Origin of the sequence: Salinivibrio sp. MA351, assembly GCF_001996065.1 — a bacterium.
Taxonomy (GTDB): Bacteria; Pseudomonadota; Gammaproteobacteria; order Enterobacterales; family Vibrionaceae; genus Salinivibrio; species Salinivibrio costicola.
In genome coordinates this window covers 25893-46144 of record NZ_MUFG01000017.1, presented here as the reverse complement: position 1 = coordinate 46144, position 20252 = coordinate 25893, and the positions used below count along the sequence as shown (strand labels likewise).

Sequence of the window (20252 nt, the reverse complement as noted above, 5' to 3'; positions counted from 1 at the left end):
GTTGAGTGAGTCATGAAAATAAGACAGAAGAAGATGGTTTAAAACGGTACGTGTGGTAGAGAGGGAGGACAAACGTTATCGTATTTGCAGGCTGAGTGCGGTTCGGCACCAACTCACCGTGTTTGGTGCCTGAGTATGTAAAACGTTGATCACGGTAAGTGTGAGTGAAGGACGGTTTCAGCGCTCGGTCGTATCGGTCGCCGTTTCAGGGATAATAAAGGCCTCAGGTTGAGCGCGATACTTGTTAACAGATGATAAATAGACATCACGTTGCCAATCCACCAAAACATTGGCTTCTTGTTCGTAAAGGCTTTGTGGCGCTTGGTTATTCACCACTTTCCAGACGGCATACGCAGCTTGTTTATCAAGCTCTATTTTTTGTTTTTCGTCAGCTGGAAGGTTGGCTAAGTTGATATCCATTAGTGCGTTCTCATGGTAATCGGAATGAATCGATCCTAACCGAGCAGGGTGTGCTCGGCAAGATTTACCCGCGATTAACGAGGTACTGACATTATAATCTATGTGTCTGTTACGCTGGTCGCCATGTATTGTATACCGACTGGAAAACAGAATGACGTTTGACGAGCAAGACAGACAAGCTCTGCACCAAACTTGGATGTCTTACAAAGCCAAAGCACGGATCACACAAAGCGAAATGGCAAAAAAGTTGGAAGTGAGCCACCTAACGTTTTCTCGCAGTATCCATGGTGATGGTGTACTAGAGAGCCGGTTTGTATTCGCCTTTTGTCATGTCATGGGCGTTGAGCCAAACAAAATTTTGCCCAGCTTACGTAATCGTGAGCAAGTTAGCCAAGACGTATTAGTCACCAACAAAGTCGTTGTTGATGGTGATATTGAAGCGGTTTACTACGAGGGCCATACGGTGATTATCGAATACCGTAAGCCGCTGGCGCCATCAGATGATACGACGCTTGAACGGGTTTCTTGAGCGACGAGCAGGTTCTGGCCGTTGTGGATCAGGCCTTTGTGAGAGCTGAGCCATAATTGCCGCACGTTCGTCGTCAGTCATTTTGCCCCAGTTGATGATTTCATCGAGTGTGCGCTTACAGCCGACACAGACATCGTCTTCACGACGACAATGACCAATACACGGGGTTAACACAGACGCTCCTTAACCTATCACGGGAAGGTAACGGACAGTCCGGCTGGCTACCCGTTACCTTGTTATGGCTCTTTGTTTTGAGTATATCGCGTTGTTTAACGTGTCACCATGCCTCTGGCTTGCTGGGCACGCTCTTCATCACTGGCTTCGGCGGACGCTGGGGTGACTAACGCGGTTTGGCACGCCGGGCGTTCAGCCAGTTTATCGATCCAGGCTTTTAACGCGTCGAGTCCAGTGACATCAATACCACTCCATGCATGAATTCTTGCCCAAGGCCACGTGGCCATATCAGCGATCGTATAGCTATCACCGGCAAGGTAAGAGTGACGTTGCAACTGGTGGTCAACAACTTCAAGCAGGCGGCGCCCCTCTTTTTGATAGCGTTCAATGGCTGCGGGGATGTTCTCTGGGAAATAACGATAGAAGACATTCGCTTGCCCCATCATGGGTCCAACGCCCCCCATTTGAAACATCAACCACTGTATCGCTTGTGAGCGCGCCTTAGGATCTTCAGGTAAAAACTGCCCTGTTTTTTCCGCGAGATAAAGCAAAATTGCCCCAGACTCAAAGACTGGAAAATCGCCATTACTTTTATCGACAATCGCAGGAATACGCCCATTGGGATTAATGGCGAGAAAGTCAGGTTGTTTTTGTTCGTTAGCCATTAAATCAATGGGATGGAGCTGATAGGCCAATCCCATTTCTTCCAGTGCAATTGCGACCTTTTGACCGTTCGGGGTTGCAGCAGAATAGAATTCAATCATCGTTGCTCCTTGCTTTATCGGTAGGAGATTTATTCGCCACCAGGCTAATGAATTGGCTCTGATCGCGATGAGGTTGTTCGGTTCAGTATTGGGGCCAATGCGTTTTAGATCAATCAATGGATTGTTATCTGTGTGATTGACCATGTAAGTGACAGTGTCACGCCATCTTGTTGCGGACGGTGAGCCGCGGTGAGTTGAGCTTGATGAAAATCGGCAATAAGACGCGCGATATAGAGCCCTAAACCGAGATGAGGTTTATCGGCGCCGTGATGAGCGGGCCGGACACTCACCATAGAGTGAAAGAGCTGTGTGCGCATATCACTCGGAAGCAGTGGCCCGGTATTAGTGACGGTCATGGTCACCTTGTCAGCATGCACGCTAAGCGCAAGCGTAATGGGCGCCGCACCGTCGTCAAATTCCACCGCGTTGGCGATCAATTTGTCGAGCAACTGCGCCAAATAATCGGGGACACCTTCAAGCGTGATGATCTGTTCAGGGAGCGTCAGCGCGAACGTCTTTTCTGGATACGCCAGTCGATACCCTTGAGTGCATCCGTCTAGCAGTGCATTGAGGTTAACAGGCTCTTTATCGGCGTTGTCAAAGCTTTGTTCTAGACGCGTCGCTTCGGTCAGGGTTGATAAAATGCCGGCAAGGCGTTGAACCCCATCTTGAGCGCGATTGATATAAGTAAGCTGGCTGGGATCGGTTTGGGTGTACGCCATATTTTCAAGCGAGGATCGTACGACGGCAATGGGCGTGCGTAACTCATGGGACAGGCGCGAGGCCATTTTTTCTAGATACTGATTATAGCCAGCAATGCGTCCGACCATATCGGCCATGGTGCGTGACAGGCGACCAATTTCATCTTGGCTGTCTGCGGTTGTGATGGCGCCTGTGACGCGTCCTTGGCTGTCAATGGCGTGATCCGCTTCATGTTGTAAGCGACGTAAACGCTTAGCAATGTGCGAGCCAAATAACAACAGCAATAAAACGCCCGTGCAGATCACCGCGAGCATCACCGAGAAAAGCGTTTCGAGAGCGTCATTACGTAAACTGCGAATGCCATTGGTGGTTTCTTCAACGATCACCGCGCCCGCGACGTCATTGTTGAGCCAAATGGGATAGGCGGCGGAGAGAATCATGGCTTGGCCATCATCCGAACTGCGCCACCCTGCATAAGGGCGCCCTTGTAGTGCCTGCTGTGCCTGTACACCTTTGTAAATAGAAGCTTGTTGCATCGCATCGATAAAATGATCAGGTGGTGTCACTAACAAGCGATCGTACCAAGGGCGGAGCAGCGTATCGGTAAGCCAAGCAATCAATCCGTGGCGCGTTTGTGGCGCCGATGATGACTGCCAGACACCGTTTGAGGTTTGGATATCGCCATCTTTAGCAAGCACTCGGCTATGTGTATCTACGACCCAAACGCGCGACGCGTCATTATTCATGCGTTCAATAAGAGTTTGAATCGCGGCAGAGGGGGTCATAAAACTGCCAAGTGACGTCGGTGTGCGTGTGGAGGCTGTGCCAATAATGGCACGTAATGGGCGCTCGAAACTATCGTCCAGATCGTAGTAGGCCAGCCCGAGTTGTTGACCCACCCAATCTGATGGAAGTTTTATCTCAACCTGATAGCCAGTGTCTGTCGTACGCCATTTGGCGGCAATGGGTAAAGGTTGCGTCGGCCCCTCAGTTTCATGTTGATTGGACTTTACAGGCAATCCACTTGCTAAATGTGTCACATGAGCATCGCGTGAGCGCGGATCTTGGCTGAGGGCCACGCGGTAAAACGCGCCTTGGGGAGAGGTTAGTGCAACAATAAGATGATCCTGACTGGTGAGATCGCTCTGATCTTGCGAAGGGGTGGGGGTCGCATCGACAATATCGAGCGCTAAGTAGACGGCGTGGTCATTGCTTGCTGTCAGTACCGACAGGGATAGTTGCTCGCTGTGATAGGGGCGTTGATTGAAAATTAACCCGTCACGCTGATAGTTGCGCTGATGCTGCTGATAGCGTTGCCACTCGTGTAGATCACCATCCAGAGTAATGGGGTGGGTAAGCCGAAAAGCATGCAAATCTTTACCTGGATCGAGGCGCGTTGGTGAGTGACGATGAGTGAAAAGTGCTGGTCGGTCGTTCATCCCCATTGCAAATGCGCGAGCTGTGCCCATCAGAGTTTGTTCTTGGCCCTGACGTAAGACGCTTTCCATCTCCCAGACATATTGATAACCCAGGTAAGGCAAGAGCAATAAAAAGCTAGAGAGCACGACAATTTTAGTCCGGATCCCGACCAAATAAGGCCATAAACCTTGAGTCAGCCGACGCCATCTTGCCATTATATTGGTGCCTCATCCCAGCGATACCCCATGCCATAGACCGTTCGAATACAGTCAAACTGGTTATCAATAGCCATGAACTTCTTCCGAATCCGCTTAATGTGCGAGGTAATGGTACTGTCATCCACAACAGCATGTGCCTCATCCATTAAAGCTTGTCGGCTCTTCACGTGTCCCGGGCGTTTAACCAGGGCATGGACCATCCAAAATTCAGTCACGGTAAGATCAATCAGCTGGTCATGCCAGTACACACGCATACGATCAAGATCGAGATAGAGCGGCCCAGATTGCAAGCGTTTGTCTTCTGTCGACGGTGCTTGTGCTAAGAGATCGCTACGGCGAAATAAAGCGGCAATACGCGCCATCAAATGCGGGAGCGACACATCTTTGGTTAAATAATCGTCTGCTCCCATCCGCAATCCCACCACGGTATCGATATCACTATCACGCGCGGTCAGAAAAATAATGGGCACGGTCGCTGATAGTGCGCGTAATGCTTGGCATAGCGCAAAGCCGCCATCAATTTCATTGCCCAAACCAATATCAATAATGGCTAAATCAGGTAGCCGCTGCGCAAAAGCGGTTTGGGCGGATGGACGATCGGCGTAGGTATTAACCTGATAGCCTTGGCGACGAATCACATCGGCATAGTTATCGCGAATGGCGGCTTCATCTTCAACAATTGCTATCTGCTTCATGGTACGGGATAGGTCACGAGTGTTGCAGTGACTATACCCAAACTCAGCGCAGAGAAAACCCCTTTTGCCGGATTCCGCGCAATTGCCATATTTTTGCCATTATTGATCGTCACATTGCCATTTTTATAGCCGTAAATTGCCTGATCCGCTTGTTTTAATGTCCTCATTGCCAGCACGGCACAACACCCACTCTTTCGAGGACGAGAACACTATGGATATTAAAAAAGCACTCACACATTCTGTATTTGTGGTTTCTATGTTTGTTGTTGCAACACCACAAGGCATGGCCGCCACGCAAGTCGAGCGAGACAAAAAGCCAGAATTGATCGGTATGGGCAGCGGCGCTATTGCTGGTGCAGTGGTCGCAGGACCGGTCGGTGCGGTGGCTGGCGCCATCATAGGCACAGTGATGGGGCAAAATGCGAGTTTTGAAACCCTTGCGACTGAGCAGCAAGATACGATTGAAACCATGAATGCGAAAAATACGCAACTGAGCCTTGTCACGCAAAAATATAATGAGGCGCAGTTAGAGCTTGCCCGCCTGCGTGCAGAGCAACATTCTATTGAGGACATAGACTTGGCGATGAATATTCAGTTTCGAACCAGCTCGGCCGAGATTGAACCTCACTTTATGATTCAGCTGGATGAATTAGCGAATTTTATCCAACAAATGCCCGAGGCACAGTGGCAATTAGCCGGTTATGCAGACCCGCGCGGTCGTCAATCTTACAATCAAGATCTGTCTGAGCGCCGTGTACAGGCGGTAAGAGATTACTTGGTGTCAGTCGGGGTTAGCGCGAATCAGTTAGAGACGATTGCCTATGGCGACAGTCAGCCACTGGCCGATCACGCCAACAATGAGGGCTTTTTCTTTGACCGTCGTGTCACCCTTTCACGTGTCAAAGGCGGGCAAATGGCACAGGCACAGTAATCGTCGCTTTATCGTTTTGGGGCTGGGCTACCATGCAACGGCCTAGCCCATAGCAAATGTTAGAGACTTATCTTCGGCAACCAAGGAAGACACTATGATTAGACCGGCAACCCTTCACGATATTGATGTTATTTGCGCTTTGTGTGAGCGCTGTCAGCCTGACCCACTTCCGTGGCGTCAAATGAAGAAAACGCTCACCGATCTGATTCACGCCGAGGATGCCAACGTATTAGTCGCTGAGCTTTGTGGATTGGTGGCAGGCGTGGTGGCATTCAACGTGATCTTACAACTGGATAAATCCAACCATTTAGGGCGTATCAGCACCATTATGGTAGATGAGCACTTTCGGGATATGACCCTCGGCCGACAGTTGCTCAGTGCCGCGGAGACCTATTTACTGGCAAGAGGGTGTGATCAGATTGAAGTGGTCCCGAGTTATCACAAAGCCGATGCGCAAAGCTTTTACCTGCACTGCGGTTTTAAACTTACCCCAGAGCGACTGATAAAAGCGTTAGCAGCGTAGCTAAGCGACAAAGGCTTTCTCTTTACCACTTTGCGGACTGGGGAGCTTGGTTGGCCATTCGCCAGTCGCTTCCCAGATTAACAAGGCTTGTTTGGCCGCGAGGCCGCCTCCGTAGCCAATTAATTGCCCTTGGCGGCCAATGATACGGTGGCAAGGAATGATGATAGAAATCGGGTTTTTGCCATTCGCACCGCCCACCGCTTGGTTGGCTTTTGGATTGCCGATGGCATTGAAAATGGTCTGATAGCTGGCAGTGTGCCCATACGGAATGGTTTGCAAAGCGGCCCACACACGGCGTTGAAACGATGTACCATGCGGGGCAAGTGGCAGAGAAAATGCCTGCCGCTTTCCTGCAAAGTATTGATCCAGTTGACGGCATGCTTCATCCAGTATGGGGTCACCGTCGGGCGCGATGCTTGCCGCTGAGGATGACGGTGCTCGGCGAGGCAAGTATAGCCCCGTGAGCCCATTGGTATCCGCTTCTAATGTCAGCATGCCTAATGGCGATGGATATCGGATAACTGGCATGACACATCCCTGTGGTCGATGATTATTTCTTATCTTGATTGCAATAGGCGCAGGCTGTTAAAAACGCATGCTCTTGAAACTGCTTTAAGCCCAATTCTTTTAGATTGACATCGATCGGGTGGCGTTTGAGTGTTTGCTTCATGATGTTATTAGGCAGCACTTCTGCTTCAACCCCATCGATAAGCTGCAAGACCGCTTCCATTTTAAAGCCCGCACTGCTTCCGGCGAATTTACCTTTAGTTTGACGCTCGCGGATCACAATCGTTTCTACTTGATAGTCTTCGACCAGCTTGCTCATGGTGCGGTGGAAATGTTGAATGCTTTCTTGTGATTCGGGTGATGGCACATTGATTTTCTTTGCTCGACAATCAGGTACCGAAAAAAGGTCATTCTCGCTATCTAGCAATACCAGGTTGGCTTCGTTGCCTTTTAGATCAACCGCGCATACTCTCATTGTTTTCTCTCTATCGTTTATTTAGCAAAGCCACAGTCTTTGGTGAAACACAGCCTTTGGCCAAAACAACCTTTGGCCAAAATGGTCACTGAGGCGGGGCAGTATACGCAAAAGCGCCTGCGACGTCACAGGATTAACGAAATGCGTCGACACAGATATCTAGTGCCCCTTCACTGGTCGCGCGTGCGATGCGCAAATCGTGGCGCCTACCCAAGTCGATATACTCCACCTCGCGAAAATGGTTACTGCGCACGGAGTAGAAGGTTTTCACAACTGGACGCGTGATGTCATCAAGGTTCTCTTGCCACACTAAACCAATACGCCCATCGACAAGTTCCACTAACGAACCAATCGGATAAAAGCCAATACACTGAATAAACGCACGCAACAAAGTAGGATCCAAATGAAACGGAGTCAGTCCCATCATGATTTTAAACGCTTCTGACGGTGACATGGCTCGCTTATAGCAACGATCGGCGGTGAGCGCATCATAGATATCGACAATGCCACTCATGCGGCCAATCGTATGTATTTCTTCACCTTGTAATCCGTTAGGGTAGCCATTGCCATCAAGCTTTTCATGATGCATCAAACTGACATCACGTGCGGTTTGCGATAAATCGGGAATACTGTCTAACACCGGTTGAGAAAAGACTTGGTGAAGCTTCATGTGGTCGAATTCGTCTGCTGTCAGTTTTCCTGGTTTGTTAAGTACCTCATCGGCGACCAGAACTTTGCCAATATCGTGCACAATTCCACCCACCGCCAACTCTTGTAAAGTATGGTGATCGAATCCTAAATGCTTACCAAAATTAACCAGCAAAAACGCGACGTTAAGCGAGTGCTCCATCAAGTAGGCACTTTTATCTCGAATACCACTGATCCAGGTAACGGCGTGCTGTCGTTCAAAAATATTATCAACAATACTGAGCCCTAAATCCTCGATAGGCGTCATATCGATAGGCTTGTCAGCATAAATATCGTGTAGCAGACGCCCTAGTTGCTGTTTAGATGTGTCGATTAGTGCGCGAGCTTTGTCGATGTCTACTCCCGTTGAAGCATATTTTCCCTCTTTTGATGGACCTTTGTAGTGGATCTCATCCAGGTTTAACAGTTGGTCCGCATCAACCCAAATATGCTGCACCCCACTTTGACGCAGCTTTTCAATCGTTTCAGGTCGACGCACATAGCCAGGCTTTGCCATGCGTGTGCGGGAGTGTTCAGTTTCGATTTGTTCAACATACATACCAAGGGTTAGCTGCTGTATACCAATTTTTTGCAACATCCTAGATTGCCCTTCCTGCATCATCATCCCGATATGAATATCGGAAACAGTATTGCTCAAAGGGCGTACACACGCTATTTAAATGCGGAGAAAATTAAGTTTCTGTGCGGACAAGACCAGTAGCTCTGTGATGTGCTATGTGTGATATACTCTCGCGCTTAATATCTATCTTTCTGAGCGTTTTATGCAGATTATTGCCAAACATACCGATGAGCGGGTGCTACCGCTAGAGAGTAAAACCGTTATCAAGCGTGATGCAGCACGCGCGATTGTTTTGCAGGGTGATGAGATCTTACTGATGTATACCGCACGCTATGATGATTATTCGTTACCCGGTGGCGGAATTGACCAAGGGGAAACCCAAAAGCAAGGCATGATCCGCGAACTGCAAGAAGAGACGGGTGCTCGAGGTATCCGGGATATTGAACCGTTTGGCTGTTTTGAGGAATATCGTCCTTGGCATCGCGACGGCGCCGATGTGATGCACATGCTCTCTTACTGTTTTTATTGCCAGGTGGATCGTGAGCTTGGAACGCCGACATTTGAACATTATGAGCGACATAATGGGATGCGCCCGGTATGGGTACGTTTGAATCACGCGATTGCGCATAACAAAGCGGTGATGGCAAACAGCGACAAAGCGGGCCAATCGTTGGTACGAGAAACCATGCTCCTTGAGATGATTGCTCAGCAACGTGATAGCACCCAGCAAGCCACAGCGTAATCGGGTAGGATCGCTTCATGGACAAAGCGCAACTGATTAAATTGGCCAATATGCCCATGCCGTTTGGCAAATACGCCGGCCGTGTATTGATTGATCTGCCTGAAGAATACTTGCTGTGGTTTCAAAACAAAGCGGAATTCCCCGACGGCGAGCTCGGTGACTTGATGCAATTGTGCTTGGCACTCAAGGTCGAAGGCTTAGACAGCGTGGTTAAGCCTTTAAAGCGGATATAACCTGCCTCAACCCAAACAGTCAGGCCACCAGCCTGGCTGTTTTCCCCTTATCTCAAGCTGGTAACTAGGAGCAAGCTATAGGTTGCTTAAATTGTTTTTGCCCCTTTCCATTTTACCGAAGAGAGTCCTCTCAGATGCGCTAAGACAAAAATGCCTTAGATTTTCTAATCTAGCTGTATCTACAAGTCGTGGGCGTACGATGCGTTTAGACTAATTAATTTAGAAATATTTCATTAAGAAGTCCTTTTACGTTCGTAACAAAAGTTAATGATGTCGGTGAAGCTAACTTTTTCTTGTGATAGTTGCTCTTTCAATTTGTCCAGTTCAGCGATATTAGGCAAAGCATTAGTAGGGGAAATTACAACCTCAAACTCAGGATTGTACTGCTGTCCAACTCTTGTCAGCTCCTTTCCTAATTGGAACAGTATGTTGTCGCGCAGTATCAATTGGTTTCTTTTAAAGCGGAGCAAACGATAGCAATCGAAAAAATCTGAACGCTTCGATGAATCATGTTTTCTACCAGTCCAGCCAGTATCTCTCGTTGCTCGATACAGTGCTTTATCTTGCGTATCGACCCAATAGTTAAAGTCAAAATCGCTTCTTGGTATGGGGGTCTTATATGTGGGCTCGGGAAAAAATGAAGTGTTGTCATATTGGTGCTTATCTAAAGCGGTCAATACCCTATTTTGCGCTAACAAAAGTTGCTTAGTGGCACTGGGAATATCAATTCGAATAAGTTTACTCGTATCTAAGATTCGTAGCTCTGCTGGTAGTAACTCTCCATCACTATTCCAATGCTCTTTTCGTCGATTTGGCAAATACTGGATGCATATATTCAAGAACTGGAACAGATTAACTGAGCTTAAAGGCACTACATGTAGTTCGTTTTTTTCTTCGTCTTCATGAAGAAAGTAGCGTGCACTTTTCAAACGCACTAATTTTTGAGCAATTTCCTCCACCCAATCACGTAAAGTATCGTCTAAACAATGATGCCTACGTCTCCCTTTGATATTTCCAAGTAATTTGTCAGCTAGCACGTCATTATTAGACTTTATACGGAAAAGTTCTTCATGTCTTCGATGAAATGATTTAAATATTTGAGAAAAATCTTGATTAAACATTCCTCGGTAGAAGCCCTCTCCTTTTCTCAAAGGACTAATGAAAAGTCTTTCTAAGAGCCCTATATTTTCTGTATCGAAATGAAAATGATGTTCTGGCTTCCCTTTAACAAGCTTCATAGGTAATCCTCTTCACTGTCTTCAGTATCTTCTAACGAACGTTTGAGTGAGGAAATATCATGCCCTATTTCGAAATCAACAGAGCCAAGCTGCGGAAGGATATGTAGAGCAATAAATAGATGAGAAGCATCCGAAAATGAGTTGCTAAGAAACGCTCTAATTATTTTGCTTTTATGGGTTTTCCCTCTATTCATATCCATTTGGTCTCCATACCCATCTTGCCTTGTGCGATTTTCAAAAGCTGATTTCCAGTTGAAACGAATCATATCTCTTGGGGATACACTTTCACTAAACGAACGAGGATTTGAAAGCCGTACCATCCTCTCCAAATATTGCTTCTTGGTTGGAACCCTATTAATCCGTTTATTGAACTCGCCAAGTGCCATTTCGGATAGTTTCGAATTCTCGAAGTAAGCTCCATATAAAATAGAAAATCCTACAACTGACATTATATCGTTCAATACAGTTGAAATTAGATGTAATCGAAACTCATCATTTATATCGAGTTTGGGATCTAAGAATTTATAGTCGGAAGCCATAAAAGCTAGTAGCATGAACATTGGAATGGATTTACTTAACTTATCCTCATTATTCTGCTCAAGTGCATCAATACAAGCTTCGGCGAGTTCGAAGTATATGTGCCCAAAATAATCTGGGAGTTCATCATTTTGTTCTTGCCTGAAAATATGTCCAACAATACTAGCTTCACCTAGCATCCCTATTGCTTCATCTCGTGCTTTGGCGTTTTGCTCTCTAAAAGCATCAATGTTTATTTCTGGAAATAAGTACTGCTTTTCGGAGTAATGTTCAAACTCTCTGTATCTATCAATTTGATGAGATATGTCTTCGAACCATCTAGGTAACTTCCAATAATTGTGAAGATTTGCCAAAATTACTTGAGTCGCAGCTTCTTTCATATGCATTTCTGATAGTTTATTTACAAAGTTCGGAGTCGTAAATGCATAATAGTTGCTGATTTCCTGAAGTACCTTTGCGTAATGATTTAAAACTTTTTGAACTGCCAATTGTTGGACATACTTAGGCTTTGATAGTCGCTGACCTTCAACTCTTTGTTCAAATTTGATGTGTTCTACGATAACATTTAACTCTACTTGCAGGAAAGAAGGTAGATATTTTATAGTTTTACCTGTCCATATGTCGGTATCAAAGAAGTGCTTTAGCTCTTCCTCGAATATAAACATACGCCTCATTGTCTCAAGGCAAAGAGTGCTTCCTAATGCAGCCCATGTGTCAGCTATCCCAATCAATAGAATTAGTTCCTCTGGTTCATTCTCAATTTTTTCTATGGAAGCAAAAGAAGTTTCTATAACTGACTGTATTTTTTGAATTTCCTGCATTCCTATTAAGAACTGAAATTGTTCTGAATAAGTTGATATTCGAGATGATAGTTGACTTAGGAGGTTTAGTCCTAACATAAAATCATCGGTCGCAAATGCTAGCTCTATATGCTTAGCTAACCTATCAATAATCTCATTCTCTAACCATTGATAGTCTGTTTCATCTTCTGTTGCTAATTGGCTACTTGTTTGTAACGCAGTATGGGTGGCGCTATCTCCGGCATAGAACCATTGCTTATGTTTTTTTCTCCTTGGGAACCAATAGCTTGTATGAGCGATACGATGTTTGTTATGCAGGTAGTGTTGTAACAATGCTGAATAATTATGGCTAAGTTGAGGCAAGTTATCATTAAGTTTTTTTGTTTCACTTTTCATCTCTTCGTCGATATAGCATAGCTGTTTAAAGGCTAAGCGAGCTTCTTTTGAATGATGATTGGATAGAGAAACTGAATTGTTAGACTTAGCTGCATTCTCTATATGGTGAGCTATTCTAGGTAGTACTTCACTAGTAGCCAATTGATTGAGATTGAAGAAGTTGAACAGCCGTTGACCTAAAGGGAACAACGCAAGTGAGCTTATAAATGTTAAAAATGTTCCTACGGTATAAACTGAAACCCCTAGCACAATGCCATAGGATTCTAGCGTGGTGGCGGTGAGACAAAAGATGGCCGAGAAGACTAAAACACGTGAATATACATTACCAACCTGTTCAGTCGTGAGAAGCTGAATAATATCACGCCGAAGTTTAGTGTAGCCTGTGCTTAATATAATACTTATTGATGCGAAGTATATTGAAAATATGGTGGTAAGCAGTTGCGCATACAATCTGAGCTGGTTGATATTAAACTCTATTTGCTTTTTACTAAGGGGCTCCAAAATATTTGTGTTTGCTCTAATATAACTCTCAAACAAGCCTAGAATAGTCAAAGCGAGAATCACTCCGCTAAGGCTCTTTAAACCTACAATGGTAATGGAGCCTAGAATTGTAGTGCTGTTCTTAGTTCTAGTAAAAGATGCTCGTTGTTTGTATAGAGTCCGAACTAGAAGAAAACCCACCCTTGTATACTTAGCTTTAGATTTCCAAAACCACGATTTAGAAGTCAGCCATATTTTTATTGAATCAACCAAAATACACACCCTGTCAGAGGCTTACGAAGCTACTTAACATCATAACACTTGAAGCTTCTTCCTATCAATTTTTCATATAAAACATACTTCAATCCAAGCTAAACGTTCCTATAATCACAAGAGTGGTAAGCTCGTTAACTTGCCATACTTCAAGTAATTCGACTTTTAAAATTCACGTGCCCATTCTGAGAAACTTTTGTCCAGAACCTTCATAGAGGGCACTTCTTAACTTAGAAGTGGTCACAGAAACCCTCGCTTTCTTCTCCCACATACAACACTCTCTTTCCCGTGAAGTGCTCGTTTAATTACGAGCGTCGTCAAGCGGCTTAAGCATCAGATTTAACGCGCAATCACCCATTGGCGGTTGTCGTCAGTCGCCTCCATCATTGCGCGTAGAAGTTGTGCGCGGGCGTCGTCAGTGGGTGCAATCAGATCATAAATACCGCTTATCGGCTGGCCGTTTTCTTGAGTGTCGACCCGCATGGCGGCGGCGCAGGTTTCACCATTTTGGGTGCCAATGCATAAAGAAACGCCGGCCTCAGCGACTTCTACGCCATCTTGAAGCGCTAATTGTGCGAAGTATGCCAGCATGTTTGCATGATCTGATTCTGGCCACTGTTTGGCTTGAAGCTTGGCGTATTGGATCATTAGTGGATGGCTATCAATCCAGTAAAGCGTTAATGGATGAGTGGCTGGGGCCGCAGGCATAACGAAGGGTTCAGGTGACTGAGTGGCGGCGTGATAGATATCATAGCCGGTGAGGCTTTCTTTGGTTGGAAACTGAGCTTGTTTGACATGACAAGCCATCCAACGTTGTTTGATATCAAAATGGGAAATAATTGCCGGCGCGTTCATAAACACCCTTTTCATTGCCTACAAAGGAAACGTATCATAACCGAGTCGGCGTCTAGAACAAACCGCCCCTCGCCAATGCCCGCCAATATAGCCTGCTAGAGATCACAGCTTAAGTGTGAGTGATTTAAATATGAGCAGACGTCATGTGCTGAGTTGCGTAAAATAGGAAATAGAAATCCCATTTATTTCGATGATTGAGTTCCTCTTTTATGTCTGGTCAGCGACTGCGTGCACAATTTACCCGCCTTTATCACCACTTTAACGGCGAAGATACAGATACAGCGTTACAAGCGATCGCCGATATCCTCGTGTGCACGCGGCGCAATGCGCGGATGGTCTTGAGTAAGTTAGAGGAGCATGGTTGGTTAACATGGCAACCCTCTGTTGGGCGAGGCAAGTTGTCACGTTTAACCTTTTTACGCAGTGAATCGGCATTGCGCGAAGAGCAGGCGGCGCAATGGCTTACACAAGGTAAAATCGATCAGGCTTTAGCCTGCTTGGATCACGATTCCACCAAGCTGGTCACCTTGATTCAAAAGCAAATGGGGCCGAGTACGCAAAATGGCCGTCAAATTGTGCGTTTGCCTTATTACCGTCAATTAGAAGAACTTGATCCACGTGGACCACTGCGCCGCTCAGAACAGCACTTGGTGGGACAAATATTTAACGGCCTAGTGCGCTATCGGGGCAATGATCGCATTGTCGTTGCCGATTTAGCGCATCATTGGGATGCCATATCCGCAAGCCAATGGCGCTTTTACTTACGACCGGGTGTCCGGTTCCATGATGGGCGCTTGATGACGGAGCATGATGTCATTGCTAGTCTTTCCAACCTCGCGACTCGGCGCTTTTTCGCCCATGTGGCAAGTGTGACATCACCTGGGCCAAGAATGATTGATATTCACCTCTCTTGCCCGGATCCTCTTTTCGATCATGCGCTCACCCTCCCTGAAGCTTTAATTCTTCCTGCTGATTGTGATCATGATAAGCAATTTGCCTATCAGCCTGTGGGGACAGGCCCGTATCGCGTGGCTGAACGGCAAGCGCATCGTTTGGTGCTGGAAGCGTTTGACGATTACTTTGGCTATCGCGCACTGACCGATGAGATCCAAATTATGGTATTCGACGAAGCAGCCATGTGTTATCTCACACCAAGTACCACGCTCACACCCGAGCGACTGGCAAGTCATCAGACGACGTTGAGTCAAAAACTCGAAATGGATCAGGGGGCCGGATATCTGTTGCTTAATTGTCGCGATGGGCTCGCCAAACAGCCAGCGTGGCGAGAATACTTACACGCCAAGTTGTCATCGCTGCAACTGCTACCACGCTTAGCCGCGCACGGCATGGGGGAGTATCGATTATTCAACGCGTATGGATTAATGCCAGGCTGGATGCATTATGTGCAAGCGGAGCGTGAGCTGACCGCGCCGGGCCCGACTTCTTTGACAGTCGCGTATTTATCAGACCACCCCTTATACCCGTTGATTGCGCAAGCCATAACCAAACATTTGTCTGAAGAGGGCATCACGGTGAATGTTTTAGCGCTATCTCCGGCGGAATATTTTAGTGGTCGTTACAGTCGCAAAATTGATATTTGGTTGGGCGCGATGAGCTTCGGTGAGCGCGGACAGGTTGGGTTATTCAACTGGCTTGGTACGCATGATTTGGTGTTACATGCCTGTACGGATGCGCTTGTTACCAAGATAGAGACGGAAACACGACGTTGGCGTGAAACACAAGATGATCATTGTGCTGAAACCTTGGCGCGTTGCCTGGTTGAACACCAGATGATCCCGTTATTCCATATTTGGATGGGAGTCATGGCGACGCCAGATTTACAAGATGTCGCGTCTAATGCCGTGGGGTGGTTTGACTTTAAATCGATATGGCACAAGCCCGGTTAAACCGTCGTGTGCTCTTCGATGCCAAGCGAAAAAGTCGCTGTCATGAGCAAGTATTTGTGCAGTGGTAGGCTGTCTTTTATCCGAAATAGAGGATGAAAGATACGATAGCGTCCTTCGGTTAATCCGAGGGGAGAAATGGCATCTGAGAGGCTAGTGGTTGCAGTTACGAGGCGAATACCTTGCGCTCGATAGGCATCGGCATGAATGGGCTGGTGGCCTAACCACCATGAGGGAACGGCTTTACTCGCGTTCGTCCGGTCAATCCAGTGATCGCTCACAATGATCACGCGTCCAGGCTCAGAAGGGTCAGTGATACCGTTGTTGAGTAGCCAAGCTACATCACGAACTAACGCGTCTCGACAGGCATTATTGCCACTGAGTAAGCGGTGCGCAAGGATATAAATCGCGCTGCCATCTAACTGGAGTTTGTACACGGTCTGGCTATGAGGGCGAGTGTCGTCGAGAAGATGAAACTGTGCCGGTCTATCATGCGCTTCAAGCACACGCATCAAGCGACGCGCTAACGCTTTACCCATATGCGTATCGCGCATGCCTCGATTGTGAACTGTCGGATAGTGATGTTCGCACAGCTTGACACAATCTTGCTGAAACTGGCGCAGTGCCAGCGAGACCAGATCATCTAACAAAAACGTTTTACTCCTACCAAAACATCGACACAGCGTTTGTGGCCAAATCGCCCTGATCAAAGTATGCAGTATATCACTTAAATCACCCAAAAAATCAGCGAGAAACGCTACTTTGTGCGCACTTTCTCATCGTATACCATTTTACGCCAGCGGCTAACGACCGGCTCGCAGCACCTAGGTCCGGCAAGAATTTGCTTTTTGTTGCGAGCCTATTTGGTGTTAGGTTGGTGAAAAACAGGGGTTTGAAGTTATTGATAGATAGACGGGTGTCATCGGTATTGAGAGGAAAACCAAGCGTGAATATCAAGGAGCAGCTGGGGCGCGTGTTTATTTTTAGTCACTGCCTATCGATGCGTGGGCCAATGATTCGGCTCTCGACACGGGTAGGGTTGCTGCTGTGGATACTTTATATACCCACTGGACAGGCTGCGAGTTACCTGTTACCCACGGACGGAAGTCGGTTAGTCGGATCCCTTGAAACACATCAGGTTGAAGAGGGCGAACACCTTGAAGCCATTGCCAAACAGTATAATGTCGGTTTTTTAGCGCTATTGGCGCTGAACCCAGGTGTGGATCCCTACTTACCTGAAGCGGGCGCCTTGATACGTTTACCTCAGCAGTACTTATTGCCGAAACCGCCCCATGAAGGGATTGTGATTAACTTGGCTGAGCTTCGCCTTTATTACTTTCCCGCGCAGGATGCCGCGTTTACCGAAACCGGAGAGCCTCTTTCATCGACAGAAAAAAACACCCGTCGGCGTGTTCATATCTTTCCCATTGGTATTGGACGGATTGGGCGAGATACGCCAAAAATGGATACCTTCATTAGTCAAAAGCGAAAAAATCCGACATGGACCCCGCCTCAGAGCATTAAAGATGAATACCGACAAACGCGCGGAATCAGCTTGCCCGATGTGGTACCCGCCGGCCCTGATAACCCCCTGGGTAAACATGCGTTACGCTTGGGTTATGGGCATGGTGAGTATTTAATCCACGGGACCAATAAATCGTTTGGGATTGGCTTACGGGTCAGTGCAGGCTGTATTCGCTTGCGGCCGAATGACATTGCTTGGTTATTTGATGCAGTGGATGTTCGTACGCCTGTGCGTATTATTGATACACCGACTAAAGTGAGTCTTGAGCCTGATGGACGTGTAATGGTTGAGGCGCATCGCCCGCTTTCTGACACGCTTGATGAGGCGGATAAACGCATCACCCGAGCACCGGATCCAAGGATTTTATCTTTATTTAAGCACTTTGGCCTGTCAACACAGCGTTACCGAGCGGCTTTAGTGGTACAAGAGGGGCTCCCGATTGAGGTGGCTTCTCTCACGCCAGCACAACAGAAAATGTGGCGACAAATAGAACAACAATTTACGTCTCAAGCAGATACGTTCGTCCCGTCAGTCAATCGCCCTGGAGTCAAAAAATAACAAACGGCGCATCGTGCGCCGTTTATTAAGATAGCTTACCGATTTGGCGTCTATTTATTTCAACGATGAGTAAGCGTTGTTAAAAGCTTATTTTGTGTATGACTGCGCCATATTATCAATGCGCTTATTCGCACGTTTGGCTTCATCATAGGCCATGCCTGATGTGTTTTTCGTCTCACTAACGTCATTTTTCATCATTGAAACGTCATTGGAGAGCGCGTCGACCTTTGCCGATAAATCATTGACGCTTTGTTGTAATGCGGTGGTATTGGTACAGCCCATCAATAAAACACTTGATACGACCGCAGCTAGAGCCATTGGACGGATTTTCATAGATAACCTCGACTGTTGTTTAAAATCGTCATAACGTTAGGAGTATCACGCTTAGACGTGACCACACCTAACCTTAGACGCTAACAAGAGATTTTGCTTGCCAACCCTTCACTTAGCTATCATACCTTGACGCAGTTAACACGAGATGACCGCTTTCGCCTTTTTTGACTGTTTTTGTACAGTCTTACGGCGGCCGTTACTGCCTCTTATTCGCTACCGCTGTGATGTTTCATGCCAGCCATGACGGTTTTTACCGGAATTTGCTTGGTTAGCGTGTGGCCATCAGCGGTGGTTAATGTCAGTGAAATATGTTCCCCAACCTCTAAAGGTTTTACCAAGTCAAAGAGCATCACATGCAAGCCCCCCGGCTTTAGAATAACTTGCTCGCCCTTCGGCACTAAAATTTGCGCGATTTGACGCATTTCCATCATGCCATCCACCATGGCGTGTTCATGCAGTTCAACCCGTTTGGCGGCTGGTGTGCTGGCGCTCACCACTCGTTTTAGCACCTTACTTTGGTTATCCAACACCATAAAGGCCGCACTGTTGGGCGCACCAGGAGCACTCGCGCGCGCATAAGCATCATGAAGAAAAAATTCGCCATGCGCATGCGCTAGGGGAGCCAGTATAAAAGCAATAGCGGCAATAAAAGGCTTGAGAAATTTCATTGTTATTCCTTATTGTTATCAGTTACCCGCTGAACGGCGGCGACCAGCATGTCGGGGTTTAAGGTGTGTGGGATTTTTTCCAAAAGCTCACCATCAGGCGAGAGAAAGTAGAAAAAAGAGCTATGGTCAACGGCGTAGTCCATGGCAGAGTCTTCCAGCTCGGTAATGCGATACAACACACCATAGCGTTTCGCAAGTTGATCAATTTGCGCCTTGGAGCCGCTGACGCCTGTGATTAGAGGATGGAAAAAATGCGCGTACTCGGCGGCTTTTTCGCTGGTATCACGTTTTGGATCCAGCGTGATAAATACAGGCGATACCGCCTTTTGCGTCGACTCTGGCAGCGACTTTAATGCCGCCGACAAAACCGCAAGTGATGTTGGACATACATCAGGGCAATGGGTGTAGCCGAAATAAACAATCCTTGGTCGGGGATCGTCAACATTATATAGGTTGAAAGGCTGGCCATCGGACTGCAACGCGCCAGCTTGCGCTTGTTGTTGTGTTTGTTGGTAATTGTCATAAAGGGCGCGTGCGCCTAAGCCAACACAAACGGCAATAATGGCGACTAGCCAAGCTTTTTTACTCATTATCGCTCCATGCGTACTTTAATGGGGAAATGGTTTTTTGCTTCGTTATCCAGCGTAATCGTGCCTACCCATGTCATGCTATCTTCTGTGCAGACGGGCAACATTAATTCTCCTTGGTAGGTTTGCTCATCGGTTTTGTTGAGCGCAAGCCGGTACTCACCCATGTTCATCTCCACGCCTTTGAGCTTGACCAGTAAGGTATTTCGCGCGAGTGGTTCGGGGCTGATGACCGTCAGTCTATTTGCATTCATAGGGCGCACCGTCGGCTCAGCGAGTGATGCTTGGTAGCCTTTATACTGGCAAGTCTGCTGATTGAGCACGCACGCATCTGTTAGCACGGATGAGTGTGTTGATGCGGATGCCGGGCTGTTTTCACTTTCAACAAAAGTGGTTAGCCAAGTTGGCGTAAAAAACGCAAGCGCCACCAGCATAATGATACTGGCAGGGATCAATAGACGGCGACTCACGGGCATGCGTGAGGATGAAACATTCATGG

Annotated in this window: 24 protein-coding genes; 7 read left to right on the top strand and 17 right to left on the bottom strand. The window is 47.1% G+C overall.

Features of this window, described 5'->3' with window-relative positions; all coding sequences use genetic code 11:
- Nucleotides 1–177 precede the first annotated feature (177 nt).
- Complete coding sequence (locus tag BZG78_RS10130; RefSeq protein WP_021022993.1) at nucleotides 178–420, bottom strand: DUF3283 family protein; 243 nt, start codon at nucleotides 418–420, stop codon at nucleotides 178–180.
- 151 nt (nucleotides 421–571) lie between these two features.
- Here BZG78_RS10130 and BZG78_RS10125 point away from each other — a divergent pair, with 151 nt between their 5' ends.
- Complete coding sequence (locus BZG78_RS10125; RefSeq protein ID WP_021022994.1) at nucleotides 572–949, top strand: hypothetical protein; 378 nt, start codon at nucleotides 572–574, stop codon at nucleotides 947–949.
- Here BZG78_RS10125 and BZG78_RS10120 read toward each other — a convergent pair.
- The 5 genes from BZG78_RS10120 to BZG78_RS15415 all read right to left on the bottom strand — a co-directional run bounded on the left by BZG78_RS10120 (nucleotide 917) and on the right by BZG78_RS15415 (nucleotide 5088).
- The gene (locus BZG78_RS10120) at nucleotides 917–1123 is read right to left on the bottom strand and encodes a DUF1289 domain-containing protein (RefSeq protein ID WP_021023966.1); all 207 of its coding nucleotides are present in this window, start codon (nucleotides 1121–1123) and stop codon (nucleotides 917–919) included. The genes BZG78_RS10125 and BZG78_RS10120 overlap by 33 nt on opposite strands.
- A 95-nt stretch (nucleotides 1124–1218) precedes the next feature.
- Complete coding sequence (locus BZG78_RS10115) at nucleotides 1219–1887, bottom strand: glutathione S-transferase N-terminal domain-containing protein (RefSeq protein ID WP_077647339.1); 669 nt, start codon at nucleotides 1885–1887, stop codon at nucleotides 1219–1221.
- Nucleotides 1888–2000: 113 nt separating this feature from the next.
- The gene (gene pdsS / locus BZG78_RS10110) at nucleotides 2001–4223 is read right to left on the bottom strand and encodes a proteobacterial dedicated sortase system histidine kinase (protein WP_077661124.1); all 2223 of its coding nucleotides are present in this window, start codon (nucleotides 4221–4223) and stop codon (nucleotides 2001–2003) included.
- Nucleotides 4223–4921, bottom strand: coding sequence for a proteobacterial dedicated sortase system response regulator (gene pdsR, locus BZG78_RS10105; RefSeq protein ID WP_077661123.1), 699 nt, complete (start codon nucleotides 4919–4921; stop codon nucleotides 4223–4225). The genes pdsS and pdsR overlap by 1 nt, the downstream gene beginning before the upstream one ends.
- Complete coding sequence (locus BZG78_RS15415) at nucleotides 4918–5088, bottom strand: hypothetical protein (protein WP_158011444.1); 171 nt, start codon at nucleotides 5086–5088, stop codon at nucleotides 4918–4920. Before BZG78_RS15415 ends, pdsR begins: the two co-directional genes overlap by 4 nt.
- Before the next feature lie 44 nt (nucleotides 5089–5132).
- Between BZG78_RS15415 and pdsO the strand changes: the two genes are divergently transcribed.
- Both pdsO and BZG78_RS10095 read left to right on the top strand, forming a co-directional pair.
- Nucleotides 5133–5852: a sortase-associated OmpA-like protein PdsO gene (gene pdsO, locus BZG78_RS10100; protein ID WP_158011796.1), complete on the top strand. Its 720-nt coding sequence runs from the start codon at nucleotides 5133–5135 to the stop codon at nucleotides 5850–5852.
- Between the two features lie 94 nt (nucleotides 5853–5946).
- Nucleotides 5947–6375 (top strand): GNAT family N-acetyltransferase, encoded by a 429-nt coding sequence (locus BZG78_RS10095; protein ID WP_077661121.1) that lies wholly within the window; start codon nucleotides 5947–5949, stop codon nucleotides 6373–6375.
- Here the strand turns inward: BZG78_RS10095 and BZG78_RS10090 are convergent, their stop codons facing one another.
- The 3 genes from BZG78_RS10090 to BZG78_RS10080 all read right to left on the bottom strand — a co-directional run bounded on the left by BZG78_RS10090 (nucleotide 6376) and on the right by BZG78_RS10080 (nucleotide 8642).
- Nucleotides 6376–6903, bottom strand: a complete 528-nt coding sequence (locus tag BZG78_RS10090) for a methylated-DNA--[protein]-cysteine S-methyltransferase (RefSeq protein ID WP_077661120.1) — start codon at nucleotides 6901–6903, stop codon at nucleotides 6376–6378. It lies immediately after the preceding gene.
- A 22-nt stretch (nucleotides 6904–6925) separates the two neighbouring features.
- A complete protein-coding gene (locus tag BZG78_RS10085) occupies nucleotides 6926–7357 on the bottom strand; it encodes a DUF3010 family protein (RefSeq protein WP_077461364.1) in 432 nt (143 codons plus the stop codon).
- Between the two features lie 133 nt (nucleotides 7358–7490).
- Nucleotides 7491–8642 (bottom strand): HD-GYP domain-containing protein, encoded by a 1152-nt coding sequence (locus tag BZG78_RS10080; protein ID WP_077661119.1) that lies wholly within the window; start codon nucleotides 8640–8642, stop codon nucleotides 7491–7493.
- Between the two features lie 184 nt (nucleotides 8643–8826).
- Here BZG78_RS10080 and BZG78_RS10075 point away from each other — a divergent pair, with 184 nt between their 5' ends.
- Both BZG78_RS10075 and BZG78_RS10070 read left to right on the top strand, forming a co-directional pair.
- Complete coding sequence (locus BZG78_RS10075; protein WP_077661118.1) at nucleotides 8827–9366, top strand: NUDIX domain-containing protein; 540 nt, start codon at nucleotides 8827–8829, stop codon at nucleotides 9364–9366.
- A 17-nt stretch (nucleotides 9367–9383) separates the two neighbouring features.
- Nucleotides 9384–9599: a DUF3820 family protein gene (locus tag BZG78_RS10070; RefSeq protein WP_021023004.1), complete on the top strand. Its 216-nt coding sequence runs from the start codon at nucleotides 9384–9386 to the stop codon at nucleotides 9597–9599.
- Between the two features lie 233 nt (nucleotides 9600–9832).
- Here BZG78_RS10070 and BZG78_RS10065 read toward each other — a convergent pair whose 3' ends face one another.
- The 3 genes from BZG78_RS10065 to BZG78_RS10055 form a co-directional block, all read right to left on the bottom strand.
- Entirely contained in the window at nucleotides 9833–10837 is a 1005-nt protein-coding gene (locus BZG78_RS10065) for a hypothetical protein (protein WP_077661117.1), read from the bottom strand.
- Nucleotides 10834–13323, bottom strand: a complete 2490-nt coding sequence (locus tag BZG78_RS10060) for a hypothetical protein (protein WP_199877186.1) — start codon at nucleotides 13321–13323, stop codon at nucleotides 10834–10836. The genes BZG78_RS10065 and BZG78_RS10060 overlap by 4 nt, the downstream gene beginning before the upstream one ends.
- Nucleotides 13324–13662: 339 nt before the next feature.
- Nucleotides 13663–14178 (bottom strand): hypothetical protein, encoded by a 516-nt coding sequence (locus BZG78_RS10055; protein ID WP_077661116.1) that lies wholly within the window; start codon nucleotides 14176–14178, stop codon nucleotides 13663–13665.
- 209 nt (nucleotides 14179–14387) lie between these two features.
- Here BZG78_RS10055 and BZG78_RS10050 point away from each other — a divergent pair, with 209 nt between their 5' ends.
- Nucleotides 14388–16085, top strand: coding sequence for an SgrR family transcriptional regulator (locus BZG78_RS10050; RefSeq protein WP_077661115.1), 1698 nt, complete (start codon nucleotides 14388–14390; stop codon nucleotides 16083–16085).
- Here the strand turns inward: BZG78_RS10050 and BZG78_RS10045 are convergent.
- On the bottom strand, nucleotides 16082–16732 hold the full coding sequence (locus BZG78_RS10045) for a hypothetical protein (protein ID WP_077661114.1): 651 nt from the start codon (nucleotides 16730–16732) through the stop codon (nucleotides 16082–16084). The two genes, BZG78_RS10050 and BZG78_RS10045, sit on opposite strands and share 4 nt — an antisense overlap.
- Nucleotides 16733–17094: 362 nt before the next feature.
- Here BZG78_RS10045 and BZG78_RS10040 point away from each other — a divergent pair, with 362 nt between their 5' ends.
- Complete coding sequence (locus BZG78_RS10040; RefSeq protein ID WP_077661151.1) at nucleotides 17095–18165, top strand: L,D-transpeptidase family protein; 1071 nt, start codon at nucleotides 17095–17097, stop codon at nucleotides 18163–18165.
- A gap of 87 nt (nucleotides 18166–18252) precedes the next feature.
- Here the strand turns inward: BZG78_RS10040 and BZG78_RS10035 are convergent, their stop codons facing one another.
- From BZG78_RS10035 to BZG78_RS10020, 4 genes are all read right to left on the bottom strand, one after another.
- Nucleotides 18253–18498, bottom strand: a complete 246-nt coding sequence (locus BZG78_RS10035; protein WP_021023886.1) for an Lpp/OprI family alanine-zipper lipoprotein — start codon at nucleotides 18496–18498, stop codon at nucleotides 18253–18255.
- Nucleotides 18499–18704: 206 nt separating this feature from the next.
- Entirely contained in the window at nucleotides 18705–19166 is a 462-nt protein-coding gene (locus BZG78_RS10030; RefSeq protein ID WP_077461358.1) for a copper chaperone PCu(A)C, read from the bottom strand.
- Between the two features lie 2 nt (nucleotides 19167–19168).
- The gene (locus BZG78_RS10025) at nucleotides 19169–19756 is read right to left on the bottom strand and encodes an SCO family protein (RefSeq protein ID WP_077576914.1); all 588 of its coding nucleotides are present in this window, start codon (nucleotides 19754–19756) and stop codon (nucleotides 19169–19171) included.
- Nucleotides 19756–20250, bottom strand: a complete 495-nt coding sequence (locus tag BZG78_RS10020; RefSeq protein WP_077661113.1) for a hypothetical protein — start codon at nucleotides 20248–20250, stop codon at nucleotides 19756–19758. The genes BZG78_RS10025 and BZG78_RS10020 overlap by 1 nt, the downstream gene beginning before the upstream one ends.
- Nucleotides 20251–20252: the final 2 nt, after the last annotated feature.